The 15,881-nt window shown below is 69.4% G+C and carries 12 protein-coding genes and 2 pseudogenes; 2 read left to right on the top strand and 12 right to left on the bottom strand.

The window, feature by feature from the left end:
• Positions 1–168: 168 nt before the first annotated feature.
• Positions 169–810, top strand: coding sequence for a hypothetical protein (locus H5J30_RS04965; protein WP_181785927.1), 642 nt, complete (start codon positions 169–171; stop codon positions 808–810).
• Positions 801–1,838 (top strand): hypothetical protein, encoded by a 1,038-nt coding sequence (locus H5J30_RS04960; RefSeq protein ID WP_181785926.1) that lies wholly within the window; start codon positions 801–803, stop codon positions 1,836–1,838. The genes H5J30_RS04965 and H5J30_RS04960 overlap by 10 nt, the downstream gene beginning before the upstream one ends.
• Positions 1,839–1,917: 79 nt before the next feature.
• On the opposite strand, the gene H5J30_RS04955 is transcribed toward H5J30_RS04960, so the two are convergent.
• The 12 genes and pseudogenes from H5J30_RS04955 to H5J30_RS04905 all read right to left on the bottom strand — a co-directional run.
• A complete protein-coding gene (locus H5J30_RS04955; protein WP_181785925.1) occupies positions 1,918–2,847 on the bottom strand; it encodes a carbohydrate ABC transporter permease in 930 nt (309 codons plus the stop codon).
• 92 nt (positions 2,848–2,939) lie between these two features.
• Positions 2,940–3,971 carry a carbohydrate ABC transporter permease gene (locus H5J30_RS04950; protein ID WP_181785924.1) on the bottom strand — a complete coding sequence of 344 codons (1,032 nt, stop codon included), beginning with the start codon at positions 3,969–3,971 and terminating at the stop codon, positions 2,940–2,942.
• Between the two features lie 45 nt (positions 3,972–4,016).
• On the bottom strand, positions 4,017–5,438 hold the full coding sequence (gene ngcE, locus H5J30_RS04945) for an N-acetylglucosamine/diacetylchitobiose ABC transporter substrate-binding protein (protein WP_181785923.1): 1,422 nt from the start codon (positions 5,436–5,438) through the stop codon (positions 4,017–4,019).
• Positions 5,439–5,806: 368 nt separating this feature from the next.
• Positions 5,807–6,112: a hypothetical protein gene (locus H5J30_RS04940; protein ID WP_181785929.1), complete on the bottom strand. Its 306-nt coding sequence runs from the start codon at positions 6,110–6,112 to the stop codon at positions 5,807–5,809.
• A 136-nt stretch (positions 6,113–6,248) separates the two neighbouring features.
• Positions 6,249–7,547 (bottom strand): YrhB domain-containing protein, encoded by a 1,299-nt coding sequence (locus H5J30_RS04935; RefSeq protein WP_181785922.1) that lies wholly within the window; start codon positions 7,545–7,547, stop codon positions 6,249–6,251.
• On the bottom strand, positions 7,544–7,828 hold the full coding sequence (locus H5J30_RS04930) for a YrhB domain-containing protein (protein ID WP_181785921.1): 285 nt from the start codon (positions 7,826–7,828) through the stop codon (positions 7,544–7,546). The genes H5J30_RS04935 and H5J30_RS04930 overlap by 4 nt, the downstream gene beginning before the upstream one ends.
• A 31-nt stretch (positions 7,829–7,859) precedes the next feature.
• Positions 7,860–8,288: a toxin glutamine deamidase domain-containing protein gene (locus H5J30_RS36385; protein WP_258563097.1), complete on the bottom strand. Its 429-nt coding sequence runs from the start codon at positions 8,286–8,288 to the stop codon at positions 7,860–7,862.
• A 27-nt stretch (positions 8,289–8,315) separates the two neighbouring features.
• A pseudogene (locus H5J30_RS04925) lies at positions 8,316–9,311 on the bottom strand (WXG100 family type VII secretion target); the annotation flags it as partial.
• Positions 9,312–9,449: 138 nt separating this feature from the next.
• The gene (gene acnA, locus H5J30_RS04920) at positions 9,450–12,164 is read right to left on the bottom strand and encodes an aconitate hydratase AcnA (RefSeq protein ID WP_309505432.1); all 2,715 of its coding nucleotides are present in this window, start codon (positions 12,162–12,164) and stop codon (positions 9,450–9,452) included.
• Between the two features lie 183 nt (positions 12,165–12,347).
• A complete protein-coding gene (locus H5J30_RS04915; protein WP_258563096.1) occupies positions 12,348–13,256 on the bottom strand; it encodes an SAM-dependent methyltransferase in 909 nt (302 codons plus the stop codon).
• A gap of 71 nt (positions 13,257–13,327) precedes the next feature.
• Positions 13,328–14,938 carry a type 1 periplasmic-binding domain-containing protein gene (locus tag H5J30_RS04910; protein WP_258563095.1) on the bottom strand — a complete coding sequence of 537 codons (1,611 nt, stop codon included), beginning with the start codon at positions 14,936–14,938 and terminating at the stop codon, positions 13,328–13,330.
• A pseudogene (locus tag H5J30_RS04905) lies at positions 14,925–15,881 on the bottom strand (ATP-binding protein); the annotation flags it as partial. The pseudogene H5J30_RS04905 and the gene H5J30_RS04910, both read right to left, overlap by 14 nt.

Below are 15,881 nucleotides of genomic sequence, written 5' to 3'. Positions count from 1 at the left end.
TGTCGCGAACTGGCGGCAGCCGGTGGCCCGTCCGCGACGTGGCTCGATAACGTTGCCCCGTACATGACGCGCGGGGGACGCACAACCGCTCGGAAGACCGAACGCTCCGAGCACTGACCGGACCGCCCCCTGCACCGCGAGCCTGACGATGCTGGGAGTTGGTCATCGATGCGGCACCGCACCCTCGGCCGGGCGACGGCCGCAGCCCTCGGCGCGGCGCTGCTGCTCACCGCGTGCGGGGACTCCGACGACGGCGGTGGCGACGACATCGTGGGAGCGGAGAACAACAACTCCGCCTCCCCGAGCGCCCCCGCGACGGAGGACCCCGACGCCCCCGCCTTCGACTTCCCCGACGGCCTCGAAGCCGACGTGGAGCCGGCGGACACCGGGGACGGGAAGAAGGACGCCGTGCTGCGCGACCACGGCTACGCGCTCAGCGCCATGGTGGAGAGCTACGGGCAGCAGAAGGCCACGGCCAACTTCGAGCAGTACTGGCAGGATCCGGCCTACACGAACTACGTGAAGGACTTCGAGCGCTTCGCCGACGAGGGGCAGCGCATCGCGGGCACGGGCCGGTACTTCGACCGCGAGGTCAAGCAGGTCAAGGACGGCAGCGCGCTGGTCGTGTTCTGCGAGGACCAGGGCGACGGCTACGTCGTCGACGCGAAGACCGGCAAGCGCGTCGGCTCCGGCGGCGGCGAGAACTCCGCGGTGCTGCGCCTGTACCGGCAGACGCTCACGCGCACGGACGACGGCACCTGGGTGGTCGCCGAGTCCGACTGGACGGAGGGGGACGGAACATGTCGGTGAACGCGGTGGGCGGGGCGGCCATACGCCGCTCGGGAATGGGCCTCGCGGCGGCGGTCGGCGTGACCGCGATGCTGCTGACCACCACGCAGCCCGCGTACGCGCAGGGCGGCGGCTGGGGCACCGGCGGAGGCGGCGAGTCGGACGGCGGCGACGGCATCAGTGCGTGGACCAGCCAGGTGAAGGTCACCTCCACCGGCGGCGACCCCTCCGCCCCGCCGCTGACCCCCGTCCAGGGCAACTGGACTCCCCCGCCCTGCTGGAACGAGCCGGTCATGACCGCCGAGGAGATGGCGGAGTACGGGCCGGGCACCTTTACCCACTCGGAGAGCGCGCAGGCCGACTGGATCAGGGAGTGGGAGGACAAGGAGTGGAACAAGGACAAGGAAGGCGCCTGGTGGCAGGTCGTCTACAACAAGAACATGAGCAAGGACGAGGCGTTCCAGGCGTGTGACATCCTCCAGGGCAACCCCTTCTGGGTGGACCAGGGGGACACACCGGAGGACGGCCCGAGCATCAGCCCCGAGATGCTCGCGGAGATCGCGTACAACGCGACCAAGCTGCCCGCCCCGCCGGTGAAGCTGAAGCCGGACCTCGCGCTGCAGAAGGTCAACCTGCCGGTGCACGCCACGTTCCGGAGCGACACCGGGCTCCAGCGGGTGTCGACCACCGCCAGCATCGACCTCCTCGGCGTGCAGTACGCCGCCACCACCGTGGCCACGCCCAAGGAACTGCGGATCGACGCCGGCACCGAGTACGCCGAGCCGCAGTCCTGCACGTACCGGCTCAGCGGCAGCGGTGCGAACGGCTACGACGTGAACACCGAGGACGCCGGCTGCAACGTGACGTACCGCAAGTCCTCCGGCGAGGGCACCTACGCGCTGGAAGCCTCGCTCACCTGGGAGGTCCACTGGACGGCCTCGGCCGACCCGGACGGCCCGGTGGAGCAGGGCGACCCGCAGCTGCCCGAGGGCATGTCCTCCGGCACGTACGACGTGACCGTCAAGGAGATCCAGACGGTCGTGCGCTGAGCGCCGCGGGGCGGCCGGTGCGGGGACCGCACCGGCCGCCCTTCGCGTACTGCGTCCCCGCGTACTGCTTCTCCGCGCCCTACTTCACCGCGCCCGCGGTCAGCCCGGACTGCACCTGGCGCTGGAAGATGATGTAGACGATCAGGATCGGCAGCGCCGCCATCACCAGCCCCGCGAAGAGCCTGCCGTAGTCGGAGCGGTAGCCGGCCTGGGCGAAGAGCAGTCCGATGCCCTGGGTGAGCACGTAGTCGTCCTCGTCGCCCTGGTTGAGCGCGAAGGGCAGCACGTACTGGTTCCAGTGCCCGAGGAAGTTGAAGATGCCCACGCTGATCAGGCCGGGTTTCGCCATGGGCAGCATCACCTGGAAGAAGATCCGGGTGTGGGACGCCCCGTCGATCTCCGCGGCCTCGGAGACGGACGAGGGGAGCGTGCGGAAGAACGTGGTCATGAAGAAGATCGTGAACGGCATGGAGTACGCGATGTACACCATGATCAGACCGTGCCGGGTGTCGAGCAGCGACAGGTTCTTCATCACGAAGAACAGCGGCACGAGCGCCATCACCACGGGGAAGGCCATGCCGCCGACGAAGGTGAAGTAGACGACGCGCGCGCCCTTGAAGTCGAACCGGGCCAGCACGTACGCGGCCATCGACCCGAAGAGCATGGTCAGCGGCACGGAGATGGAGACGATGAGGAGGGAGTTCGCGGCGTACCGGCCGATGCGCGCGCGGGTCCAGGCGTTGGACCAGTTCGCCCAGTCGATGCTGCCGGGCAGCGCCCACGGGTTGGACAGGATGTCGCCCGAGTCCTTCAGCGCGTTCATCAGGGCCCAGACCAGCGGCCCCGCGGCCAGCACGGTCCACAGGACCAGGAAGCCGTGCGAGAAGACGTTGAGTACGGCGCCTTCGATCTTCTTCCGCGGCTCCAGCAGCGGCGACCGCGAGGCGTCGTCCGCCGCGTCCGCCTTGTCGAGCGCGGCTGGGCGGTCGGTGGGTTCCGCAGTGGTCATGACCTGGCCTTCCGGATCGTGCTCTGCACTCGATGCTCAGTACCCGATGCTCAGTACCCGATGCTCACTGACCGACGCTCAGCAGCCGGCCCTCAGTACTCGACGCGGTCGCGGCGGCGGCCCACGGACAGTGCGGCCACGGCGAGGATCATGGTGAGGATGAACAGCGCGACGCCCATCGCCGCGCCCCGGCCGGCCTGCAACTGCCCGAAGCCGGTGTTCCAGAGGTACACGCCGAGCACCATGGTGGAGTCGTCGGGTCCGCCCGGTCCCTGGGTGATGATGTTGACGACGGCGAACGACTCCGCGCCGAGCGCCATGATCCCCATGTACACCCACCCGGTCTGCACGGTGTCCCGGATGAGCGGCAGGGTGATGCGGAAGAAGGTCGCCGCCCGGCTGGCGCCGTCCAGCAGGGCGGATTCGTAGATCTCCTTGGGGATCTGCCCGATGGCCGCGGAGAACAGGACCACGAAGAACCCGACCATGGCCCAGCACATCACGATCATCACGGCCCACAGCGCGAACTTCGAGTCCGCCAGCCAGCCGCCGTTCGGTGACAGCGACGCGGGCAGGACGGGGTCGAGCAGGCCGACGTCGGGCTTGAAGATGTAGCCCCACAGCGCGGCGATCACCGCGATGGACAGGGCCTGCGGGAAGAAGTACACGATCTTGTACAGCTTGGCGCCGCGGACCCCGGAGATCGCCTCGCCCTTCCTGTGCCGGCCGCCGACGGTGACCATGAAGGCGAAGAACAGGCCGAGGGTGAGCGTCACGAAGGGGACGGCGAGGGCGAGGATCAGGTTGTTGCGGACGGCGGCCCAGAAGGTCGAGTCGTCGAGCAGCCTGGAGTAGTTCTCGAACCCCACCATGTTGAAGTCGCTGCTGACGCCGGTCCAGTCGGTGAGCGAGTAGTAGAAGGTCTGGACGAACGGTGAGATGACGAAGACCGCGTACAGCCCGAGGGGAACGATGAGAAACCCCGTGATGAAGCGGTACTTGAGGTAGGTCCGGTACCGCGGAGAGTTGCGGAATCCGGCTTTCCGCGGTTTCTCCGGCACCGGCTTCCCCGCGGCTTCCCCGGGCACCGCGACTTTCGTCGCGGCACGGCCTTCGTCCGTCATTCCGGCGCCCCCATCTCGCTCGTTCACCGACTGGATCCGCCGCTTTCAGTGCTTGTACTTCGTGATGCTGTCGTCCTGAGCGGTCTCGTCGGCGATGCCCTGGATCTTGTCGATGGCCTCGGCGGGCTTGATGCCGCCCTTCATCATGTCGCCCCAGACGAAGACGATCTTCTCCCGGTACGGGGTCGGATACCAGTCGGGGAACCGGGGGTTGAGGAAGTTCTCACCGGCGCCGTCGAGGAGCCCGACCGCGCTGGTCAGTCCCGTACCGAGCTGGAGGCCCTCCTCGGAGCCCTCGACGCAGGCCAGCGACGACACCATCTCGGTGAAGCCCGCCGCGGACTTCTTGCTCAGCATGTTGCGCAGGAACTCCATGGCACCCAGGGAGTTCTTGCCCTTCGCCGGCACGATGAAGGGCTCGCCGGCCTGCGCCCAGATGGTCTCGAAGGGCATCGCGTCGGAGCTGTCCAGGTTCGGCGACGGGGAGACCGTCATCTCGAAGTCGGGCTCCGTGGTGTCCTTGGACTCGTTCTCCACCCACGAGCCGTTCGGGATGAAGATGCAGTTGCGGCGCTCGGTCCAGTCGGTCTGGACGTCGGTGTGCGTCTTGCCGGGCGAGTTCTTCAGGACGTAGCCCTTGTCGTACAGCTCGTAGTGCGCCTCCATGACGCCCTTCACGGCGTCGTGCTTCCAGGCGTTGGGTTCGAGGTTGTCGATCGCGTCGAGGACCTCGCGGCCGCCGACCTTGCCGATCATCGGCAGCATGCTGAAGCCGAGGTACTGGGGGTAGACGCCGGTGTACGCGAATCCCGCGATGTTCTGCTTCTTCGCGTCCGCGCAGATGGCGAGCATGTCGTCCCAGGTCTTGGGGTACACCCAGCCGTTGTCGTCCAGCAGCTTCTGGGAGTACCAGAGACCGAACACCGAATAGGCGATGTTCATCCGGTAGACCTTCTCGTCGCCGTACTGGCCCATCTCGACGGTGCCGTCGCGCAGGGTCTCGCGGACCGTCTTGTCCGGGTCGTCGATGGACGGCGCGTCGAGCATCGGGGAGAGGTCGGCGAGCTGCTGCTGCGTGATGAGCGCGGGCACGTCCATGGCCTCGTCGCCCGAGTTGTTGATGAGGTCCGGCGGGTCGCCGGCGGCCATCCGGCCCTGGACCTTCGACTGGATCTTCTCCGTCGAGCTGGTCTTCACCTTGCCGAAGTTCTTCTGGTACGCGGTGGCGTCGTCGTCGACGTACTTCGTGCCGAACCCGCCGTCGAACATCAGTACTTCGAGGCCGGCGTTCTTGTCCACGCCGAGCGGGTTCTTGTCGGTCTTGTCACCCTTCGCCCCGCCGTCGTTGTCGTCGTCGCCACCGCTGGCACATGCCGACAGAGCACCGACTGTGGGGACGGAGATCAGGCCGAGGGCGACGGCCCGCTTGATCAGATCGCGGCGACCGACATGCGAGTTGGATCCCATGCTCAAGTCCTCACTCTCTCCAGGACTCAGGCGGTGTACCGGATCCCCCATGCGACGTGCCTTGGTGCAGGAGCCGATTACCGCGGTCATCTGTTACGTGAGTGGTGCAGGGTGGTGCGCCGGAGGGTGGGGGAGCCGCCGGGTGCGGACAGGTATAGTCCACTCGGCGCCGCCTTATCAAGATCGAATACAAGGTTCGTCACGAGTATTTCCCGACTTGAGACCTGCGGGAAACGCGCTGCGGGCCCACCCGCACCCGGTCGGCCGGAACACCCGTCACGGATGCCCCTCTCCGCCATTGGTCCAGCCTTTTGGAGCCCCGGCTCCACAGCTCCGGACCGCGCCCCCGCCCGCCCGGAATGTCCTGATCAGCGCCAGGTCCGTACGTCCACGAGGGTGCCGGCGCGGAGATCGACGCGGCCCCAGAGGTCGCCCACCCGGGCGGCCACCACGACGACGGGGCCGGACTCGTCGAGATAGGCGGTGTAGAACCCGACGACGTCGCGCGCCCCGCCCTCGGCCGGCGGCGGCCGCAGCCGCACCCGTTCGGCCCCGTCGGCGTCGAAGACCACGGCGTTGTCCTTGGGCGCGCCGTCGGACGGCATGGCCTCGACCACGAGGACCCGCCCACCCCAGGCGACGACGGCCTGCGGCGCCACCCCGAACCGCTTCACGACCACCCCACCGAAACCCCGCACCCACCGCACAACGGTTTCCCCCTCACCCCACCGAACCTCGACCCCCTCGACCTCACTCACATGGCAGCTCCGCATCGTCGGCAGTCTCGTGGTCGCGCACAGCCGGGTTCTCCTAGCGGTAACGGACGAGGTGCAGAGCCCGCACGCCCTCCGTCTCCAGTCGCGCCGATTCTCCGGTCGTGCTGTCGAGCAGCGCGATGCCGTTCTCTGTGCATACGCCATTGAGCAGCAGACCCACGGACTCGCGGCCCTGCGGGTCACTCCTGCGCAGCCAGACCACAGCCCTGCTGCCCTCCGGGAAGCTCGCCAGCTCAGCCGTCAGCGACTGCCAGTCCGCGTGCGTGCTCGCCGATACGACGCCACCGAGGCGCCTCATCGTCCCATTGAGCCAAGCGGCGGGGCCGGGGGTCGGGACGGGGGTCGGCGGGGTGGTGCCGGCCTGCCACTGCCGGAGCCAATCCCACGGGGCGGAGTTGGGGAGTGGGAAGGGCACGGTCGGGCGCTTCGGGACGACGAGAGCGGCGTCGAGCATGCCGTCCTGCCAGCCGCCGGTGTCGGCGAAACTCTTCGTGTTGCAAGCGAAGAGCCAGCCGCGGGAGCCCTCGTCCGCAGGGCTGGGCGCGAGCAGAACGACATCGCCGCCGTACACCTCCGACAGCCACGCCTCAGCCTTGGCGACAGCAGCGGCAAAGCCCTCGGCGGCGGAGGCGGACAGCGGCTTCGGAGACGAAGCAGGAGCGGAGGGCGCGGGGCCGTGGGTCACGGCCACGGTGAGCTTGCGGACTCCCTGCCGTTCCAGACGGCCCAGTCGGCCGACCGACGGGTCGAGGAGCGCCACCCGACCGTCGTTGTTGTGGCCGTAGAGGAGGTGGCCACTCGCCTCCTTGCCGCCGAGCTCACGCCGCACCCACACGACGCCGCGGGCGTCCGGGCCGTGTGCCCCGACCTCGGCCACCACTTCGTCCCAGTCCTCGCAGGAGGCAACCGTCGCGTCCGGCGAGAACTGCCGCACCAGCCGCTCCCACCATCCCGGCGCCTCGTCCTCCGGCTTCCAGGGCAACGGGCTCGCCTGCACTCCACTGAGCGCCGCATGCGCGGCGAGGACGCAGCCCCGAGCGTTGGTCCGCCGGGCCTGGGCGGTGGCCTCGCGGGGCGCGGGGTCGGCGTCGAATGTCGCCACGTCGGAGCCGGGATCGTCGGTGGCCGGATGGAAGGGCGTCGAGGCGTTCTTGGGAACGGCCAGGGTCGCGTTGAGCATCACCGTCTTCCCCTCGCCGGGCGACGGGTTCACCCGGCAGGCGAACAGCCACGTCCCCGGCGTCTCCGCCACGGGTTCTGCTGTACTCAGCCCGACCCGGCCGCGGTACGTCTGCTCCAGCCACCGGGCAGCACGGCTCCCGGGGTCGGTCACTGCCCCGCCTCTAGCTGTGCGACGTACTCAGCCAGCGGCAGCGCGGTGTGCGGGAAGTGCGGAGTGGAACCATCCTTCGGCACAACGAGGACGCGGACCAGCGGAGCCTTGGTGATGTCACCGGTGTCCAGGTGTTCCCGGGTGTCGAAACCGACGGTCCAGAACTTACTGAACTCCTCGGTCAGCTCCGCTGGCAGCACAAACGTATACGACTCCCCATGATAGGCGCTCTGCAGATACTCCAGCGCGGCCTGTTGCGCTTCATCACGTGAAGAGAGCATGCGAAAGAATTCCTCGATTCTCGGCAGGACACTATCGATAGGGAAGATGTGATATCGCGGTCACGTTCGGCTCCAAGCTCGCCAGTCGACCCGATTGGCCGTCCAAATAGACGACACCTTGTGGAGTATTGACGGCATTGAAGACATGGGCAGTGCGATTGGGCCTGCTGATGTACACGACACTTCTGGCGCCTTCCCCTCTCCTTGCCAGGTCGCGAGTGATCTCGTCGTAGCTCCTCACGGGCTGGTAGCTCATCCCTTCCGCGCCGAGCGCCTGCTGGTTCGGCCAGCGCGGCGTCTGCAGCGGAGCGGCGCTGGCCTCGGCGCCATCCAGCCGCCTGTCAACGGTTACCACATTGTTGGAGCAGTTGTCCGTGTAGCCAGGTTGACCGGTATTGTTCACATCTTTGAGCCACGGATAGTTCGTGTCCACAAACTGCTGGGCCTCTGCCGGGTTCATGGAATCCGCGTGGACGGCTTTCGGCCGCCGGAGTCTGGCCGCGGAACGGCGCATCGCGGCGCCCATACCCTTCACCCCGGCCTTGGCCATCTTGGCAAGGCCGCCGAGCGTGGTCAGCCCTTTCATTCCGGGAATGCAGTCAAGCGCGGCGAACGCCACATCCCAGAGAGACGCCTGGCCGTTCAGGTACTTCACGAGGGTGTCGGCCAGCACCACCAGGGCGGCTGCCAGGACCACCAGGGCGATGGGACCACCGATGATCAGGGCTACGACACCGAGGACGGCGACGACGACCTTGCAGACGGTGACGATGGTGTCCCAGTTGTCCTTGACCCAGTCGACCGCCTTCTCCCACCACTTGCGGTTCTGGATCCCGGCGTCGGAGGCGTCCTCCAGCTTGTCCTTCGCCTCGGACGCCGCGTCCTCGCGCATCTTCTTGGCGTCGGCGGCCATCTTCTTGGCGGCTTCGAGGCCGCCTTGCGCGTTGTCGACCGCGGTCTGCGCGGAGGCGCGGGCGGACTTGGCGTCGGTGGCGTTACGGGTGGCGGCCCGTACCTCCGACTCGTCCGGCTTCTCCTTGCCCTCCTTCTCGTCGTACTCCTCACTCTTCTTCGTCGCCCGATCCACCCAGGAATTCGCCGAATCCAGACGGCCAGTCGCGGACGACAACTCGTTACGGGCCTCGCGGCCCCTGGCTAACGCCTTGTCCGCCAACGACTGCGCACGCTCCAGCTTCGGCCAGTACGCGGCCAAAGCGTCGCCCGCCAGGTCGTAGGAGCGCTGGAGCTTCTTCAGATTCTTGGGGACCTCATCGAACTCGTCCTGGAACGCCTTCGCCGTCTTCCCCGCCCAGCGAAGGAGGGCATCCTCACCGGCCATGCCCTTGATCTGCCGCAACGCATCCGCCACGTCGTCCGCGAAATCGTGCAGCTCCCGGGCGAGCTGCTTCACCCGCTCCGGATCCCCCGGCGTCGGGTCCTCGTCCAGATCGAGTACATGCCAGTCCGTCGGGCGATTCCCCACCGGTGGTTCCCCTCGGTCTCGCCGGTACCTGCAGCGGTCTGACAGCACCGTAGCGGCCTGACGTACGCCGTGAGGAGGTCAAGCGGAAACCCCGCGTCCTCCCGGAGGGGAGGCGCGGGGTTTTCGTGGCGGGTGGGGTCAGTCGCGGATGAGGGAGCGGAGGACGTATTGGAGGATGCCGCCGTTGCGGTAGTAGTCCGCCTCGCCCGGGGTGTCGATGCGGACCACCGCGTCGAACTCCACGCCCGTGTCCGTGGTCACCTTGACCGTCTCCGGCACGCCGCCGTCGTTCAGGGCCGTGATGCCGGTGAAGGAGAAGGTCTCCTCGCCCGTCAGGCCCAGCGACTGCGCCGTGGCGCCCGCGGGGAACTGCAGCGGGAGGACGCCCATGCCGATGAGGTTCGAGCGGTGGATGCGCTCGTACGACTCGGCGATCACCGTGCGGACGCCGAGGAGCGCGGTGCCCTTGGCCGCCCAGTCGCGCGACGAGCCCGAGCCGTACTCCTTGCCCGCCAGCACCACGAGCGGGGTGCCGGCTGCGGCGTAGTTCTGGGCCGCGTCGTAGATGAAGGAGACCGGGGCGTCCGCACGGGTGAAGTCGCGGGTGTAGCCGCCCTCCGTGCCCGGGGCGATCTGGTTGCGGAGCCGGATGTTGGCGAAGGTGCCGCGGATCATGACCTCGTGGTTGCCGCGGCGGGAGCCGTAGCTGTTGAAGTCGCGGCGGGTCACGCCGTGGTCCGTGAGGTAGCGGCCGGCCGGGGTGTCGGCCTTGATGGCGCCCGCCGGCGAGATGTGGTCGGTGGTGACCGAGTCGCCGAGCAGGGCCAGCACGCGGGCGTCCGCGATGTCCTCGACCGGAGCCGGGTCCATGCCCATGCCGTCGAAGTACGGGGGCTTGCGCACGTAGGTCGACTCGGCGTCCCAGGCGAAGGTGTCGCCGGTCGGGATCGGCAGCGCCTGCCACTGCGCGTCGCCGGCGAAGACGTCCTGGTACGACTCGGTGAACATCTCCTCGCCGATCGCGGCGGCGACGACCTGCTCGACCTCCTGCTCGCTGGGCCAGATGTCCGCCAGGTAGACCGGCTTGCCCTCCTTGTCGGTGCCCAGCGGCTCGCGGGTGATGTCCACCTTCATGGAGCCGGCGAGGGCGTACGCGACGACCAGCGGCGGCGACGCCAGGTAGTTCATCTTGACGTCGGGGTTGATCCGGCCCTCGAAGTTGCGGTTGCCGGAGAGCACCGAGGTGACGGCCAGGTCGTGCTCGTTGACGGCCTTGGAGATCTCCTCCGGCAGCGGGCCGGAGTTGCCGATGCAGGTGGTGCAGCCGTAGCCGACGAGGTTGAAGCCGAGCTTGTCGAGGTACGGGGTCAGGCCCGCCCGGTCGTAGTAGTCCATGACGACCTTGGAGCCCGGCGCCAGCGTGGTCTTCACCCACGGCTTGCGGGTCAGGCCCTTCTCCACCGCCTTCTTCGCCAGCAGCGCCGCGCCGACCATGACGGACGGGTTGGAGGTGTTGGTGCAGGAGGTGATGGCGGCCACGGTCACGGCGCCGTGGTCGATCTCGAAAGTCGACCCGTCGGCCGCGGTCACCTGGGTGACGCGCGTCGGGATGCCGTTGGAGGAGGCGGGGGCGTCGGAGGCGGGGAAGGACTCCTTGCCCGGCTCGTCGGCGTCCTCGACGTAGTTGCGCACGTCGAGGCGGAACTGCTCGGCGGCCTTCGACAGCTCGATGCGGTCCTGCGGGCGCTTGGGCCCGGCGAGCGACGGCACGACCGTGGCGAGGTCCAGCTCCAGGTACTCGGAGTACTCCGGCTCGTGCGCCGGGTCGTGCCACAGGCCCTGGGCCTTCGCGTACTCCTCGACGAGCGCGAGCTGCTGCGCGTCGCGGCCGGTGAGCTTCAGGTACGTGAGGGTCTCCGCGTCGATCGGGAAGATCGCGGCGGTGGAGCCGAACTCCGGCGACATGTTGCCGATCGTCGCCCGGTTGGCCAGCGGGATCTGGGAGACGCCCGCGCCGTAGAACTCGACGAACTTGCCGACGACGCCGTGCTTGCGCAGCATCTCGGTGATGGTCAGCACCAGGTCGGTGGCGGTCGTGCCGGTGGGCAGCTCGCCGGTGAGCTTGAAGCCGACGACGCGCGGGATGAGCATCGAGACGGGCTGGCCGAGCATCGCCGCCTCGGCCTCGATGCCGCCGACGCCCCAGCCGAGCACGCCGAGGCCGTTGACCATGGTGGTGTGGCTGTCGGTGCCGACGAGGGTGTCGGGGTACGCCTTGCCGTCGCGGACCATGACGACGCGGGCCAGGTGCTCGATGTTCACCTGGTGCACGATGCCGGTGCCGGGCGGGACGACCTTGAACTCGTCGAACGCGGTCTGGCCCCAGCGCAGGAACTGGTAGCGCTCGCGGTTGCGCCCGTACTCCAGCTCCACGTTGACCTGGAAGGAGTCGGGGGTGCCGAACTTGTCGGCGATCACGGAGTGGTCGATGACCAGCTCGGCCGGGGCCAGCGGGTTGATCCGGGCGGGGTCGCCGCCCAGGTCCTTGACGGCCTCGCGCATGGTGGCGAGGTCGACGACGCAGGGGACGCCCGTGAAGTCCTGCATGATCACGCGGGCCGGCGTGAACTGGATCTCCCGGCTCGGCTGCGCCTGGGAGTCCCAGCCGCCCAGGGCCCGGATGTGGTCGGCGGTGATGTTCGCGCCGTCCTCGGTGCGGAGCAGGTTCTCCAGCAGCACCTTCAGGCTGTACGGGAGCCGGGCGGCACCGGTCACCTTGTCCAGCCGGAAGATCTCGTACGACTCGCCGCCCACCTGCAGCGTGCTGCGGGCGTCGAAGCTGTTCGCCGACACGACAGTCTCCTTCGTCATTCGCGTTCCACCGCAATCCTGCCGCTACGTCCGAAGCGGGGCGACTTGAGGGTGGCACCTTCGGCAGATATCTCGATGTCGAGATAAACCCTACTCCATGGCTCCGCCGAGGCGCCCACCCGTGTCGCGTACCCGGGTCGGCGCGGCTTACGGATCCAGTCCGGATTACGGCTCGGTCCGGCTTGCGGTCGGTCCGGCTTGCGGTCGGTCCGGCTTGCGGTCGGAACGGCTTGCGGTCGGAACGGCTTGCGGTCGGAACGGCTTGCGGGCCACGCCGCCGTACATGGCGATGTGCGAGTTCGGCACCGACTCGCCGATGCCGTCGGGACGCCAGTGGTGAACCAGCGCCACGCCCGGGTCGACCGGCTCCAGACCGGCGAAGAACCGCTCCGCCTCGGCGCGGTCGCGGATCTGCAGCGGGATGCCGCGCTCGTTGTACTCGCGGCCGACGCCCGCCACGCGCTCCGGGTCGGTGTCGCCGGTGAAGACGGTCAGCGCCAGGAAGCTGCCCGGCGCCAGCGCGCGCAGCAGCCGCGCGACGATGCCCTGCGGGTCGTCCTCGTCGAGGATGAGGTGGACGATGGCGATGAGCGACAGCGCGACCGGCCGGTCGAGGTCGATCACCTTGCGCAGCTGGGGGTCGCCCAGGATCGACTCGGGCTCGCGCAGGTCGGCCTGGATGTAGCCGGTCCTGCCCTCCTTGGTGCTCTGCAGTAGCGCGCGGGCGTGGGCGAGGACGATGGGGTCGTTGTCCACGTACACCACGCGGCACTCCGGGTCGACCTCCTGGGCCACCTCGTGGAGGTTCGGCGGTGTCGGTATGCCGGTGCCGATGTCCAGGAACTGCCGTACGCCGTAGTCGCGGGCGAGGGTCCTGGTCACCCGGTGCATGAAGACGCGGGTCTGCTTCATGGAGGTCGGCAGGCTGGGCCAGGCCCGCACCGAGGCGTCGCCCGCGGCGCGGTCGGGGGCGTAGTTGTCCTTGCCGCCGAGGAGGTAGTCGTAGACCCGCGCGGAGTGCGGGCGGTCGGTGTGCAGGTCGATCTCGGGCTCGTCGCCCGGTAACGGGTTCATGCGGTGCTGTCGCCTCTCTCGTCGTACGTCCTCGCCAGGTCTCGCCGTACGTCCTCGCCGTACGTCCTCCGTCAGGCCGGGCACCGGCCGTCCGGGCCCTGGAACGTCCGGTACAGCCGCGGCCGGTCCGCGCCCTCCGGGCGCGGGTACTCGATGATCGGGACCGGCTTGCACACCGGCCAGTTGTCCTTCTCCACGTCGAAGCCGAACTGCCCGCTGGCGCCGGATATGCAGTCCTGGCACGAGTCGGCCCCCGCGACCACCTTCATGTTGGTGATGGTGTTGTAGACGTCGAGCGGGGACGGCAGCCGCTCCGCCTCGCCCTCGTCGGACGACGGCATGTCGTCCAGTGCGGTCTCCGTGGCCCGGGTGACGACGAGGAAGGCGTCGTGGTGCATGATCGCGTAGCCGTCGTTCAGCGCCTCCCCCGGCAGCCCGCTGACCTCCGCGAACCCCTTGGCGAAGGTGGCGAAGCGCTCGCCGGACCCGTCGCCCGCCCGCCACGAGGGCGCGTCCGTCGCCGAGGCGCCGACCGTGACGACCCGGGCCTCGGCCATGTCCTCGTGCACCTGCTCCCCCATCAGGCCGTCGGGCAGGCCGGTCGCGACGCGCAGGATGCGGATCTCGGCGTCGAAGTCGTCGCACTCCGCCTCTGCGGACAACTGGGTGATCAGGTGCGGCAGATCGGAGTCCCGGCCGGCGTAGAAGACGGTGTCCGCCTCCAGTCGGCAGATGCCGCGCGCGGCCGGGGAGAAGCGCTGCGGTGCGCCGCGGTAGTCGTCGCCCTGGCTGCCGATGAAGGAGCTGTTGCGGTTCTCCAACCGGTACTGCTCGCCGAACACGTCGCGCATGTTCTCGCGGGTGTTGGTGACGTAGTTGTCCTCCTCGCGCATGTCCCAGACCAGGTAGCCCGACTTCGCGCCGGGGCGTTCGTCGAGGTAGCCGGCGAGGGCGGCGACGGACTCCCGGTTCGACGGCGCGGACTTGAAGAGCTTGTCCGCACTGATCTCCGGTGAGCTGAGCACGCCGCTGACGACCGGGACGTCGGCGGCCGACAGCGCGTCGGCGAGGTCCTGGGTGTCCTGCTCGCTGTTGGGCAGGCCGACCGCGCCGACGAGCGGCGTGTCCTCGTCGACCGGCTCCTTGGCGGTGGTGAGCCGGGCCAGGGTGTCCACCGCCGGTTCCCACTCCGACAGGTGCCTGCCGATGTTGGTCAGCAGGAGCTGGTAGTTGACGCCGCTGTTCTCGTTGGCGTGGATCTGCGCGGTGAGCACGCCGGCGAGGCTGTGCTCCACGACCTCGGGGGTCATGGCGCTCGACTTCGAGGAGTTGAACGGCAGCATGAGCGCGACCTGCACGTACGGCTTCCGGTTGGGGCCCTCCTGCCCCTCCCAGAGGTCCTGCACCCGCCGGTTCTCCTCCGCCACCTTCCGTACCAGGTCCGCTATCCGCTCGTCCGGCCCGTCCGCGCCCGGCTCGAAGGCCGGCGACTCGGCGGTGGCGTCGGCGACGCCGACGCACTCCTGCCCGTTCGCCGTCTCCGCGAGCCCGTCGCCGCACGGGTCGCCGCCGCCCAGCCGGAGCACCAGCAGGACCGCCCCCGCGGTGATGGCCGCGAGGGCCAGTACCGCCAGTATCGCCTTCTCCGCCCGGCCCAGCGGGCGCCGTCTAACGAGGGCCATCGCCCCTCCCCTCCTCGCCGCCGTGCCGGCCCCCCGCGACCGAGTCCGGCGTGCGCAGGTCCTTGATCGCCGCCGGCCACTCCTGCGACGCGTCGTACAGCGTGCTGTTGCCCGTCGGGTGCTTCAGCGACAGGAAGTCCAGCTCCCGCCCGACCCGGCCGCGCAGGTGCGCGTCCGGTACGGACAGCGGGTCGGCGGCGAACCACACGGCGTGCAGCAGCCGGTTGACCGAGCGCTGGACGGAGTCGCCGACGAACGTGCCGTCCCGCTCCCCCGACGCCGTCGCCCGGCAGGCGTCGGCCCACGCCGGGTCGGGCGGGTGCGGGGCGGTGGCGATGTGCCAGAGGTCGTCGAGCCAGCGCTCCGCGGCGGCGTCGCGGAAGGTGTCCGCGAGCCACCGCACGGGCTCGTCCGGGATGCCCGCGGCCAGCTCGTGGTGCCGGGCGGTGGCGGGCTCGCCCCTGCTGCCGTGGTGGTCGCTCAGCAGCTCGTGCACGAGTACGGCGCGCAGGAAGTCGTCGGCGACGAACGGCCGGTCGGCCTGCGGCCACTGCTCGGCGCGCAGGTGGCTGCGTACCGTCTCGACCGCGCCGGCCTGGTGGTCCCGGGTCAGGTACGCGGTGGCCAGCGCCCGCGCCGCGGCGGTGTCCTGGGCGACGCACAGGAGCACGAGGTACGCGCTCAGCTCCGCGGCCGGTACGAGGGCCTGGAGCATCTGCTCCGTCACGTGCTCCCCCCGCAGCCGCAGCCGCGCCAGCTCGTGCGTCTCGACGCCCGCCGGCTCCGGCGCGGCGTCGAGGGCGTCGTAGAAGATCCGGCAGCCGAGCGGGCTGCCGCCGGTGAACCGGTGGACGGCGCGGGCCACTTCCTGGGGCACCGCCCGCTCCTCGCCGACGTGCATCATCGACAGCAGCTCGGCGCGCTCCAGCGGCGGCAGGGGCAG

Source organism: Streptomyces phytophilus (assembly GCF_013870535.1).
GTDB lineage: Bacteria > Actinomycetota > Actinomycetes > Streptomycetales > Streptomycetaceae > Streptomyces > Streptomyces phytophilus.
This window is presented reverse-complemented; position numbering and strand designations above follow the sequence as displayed.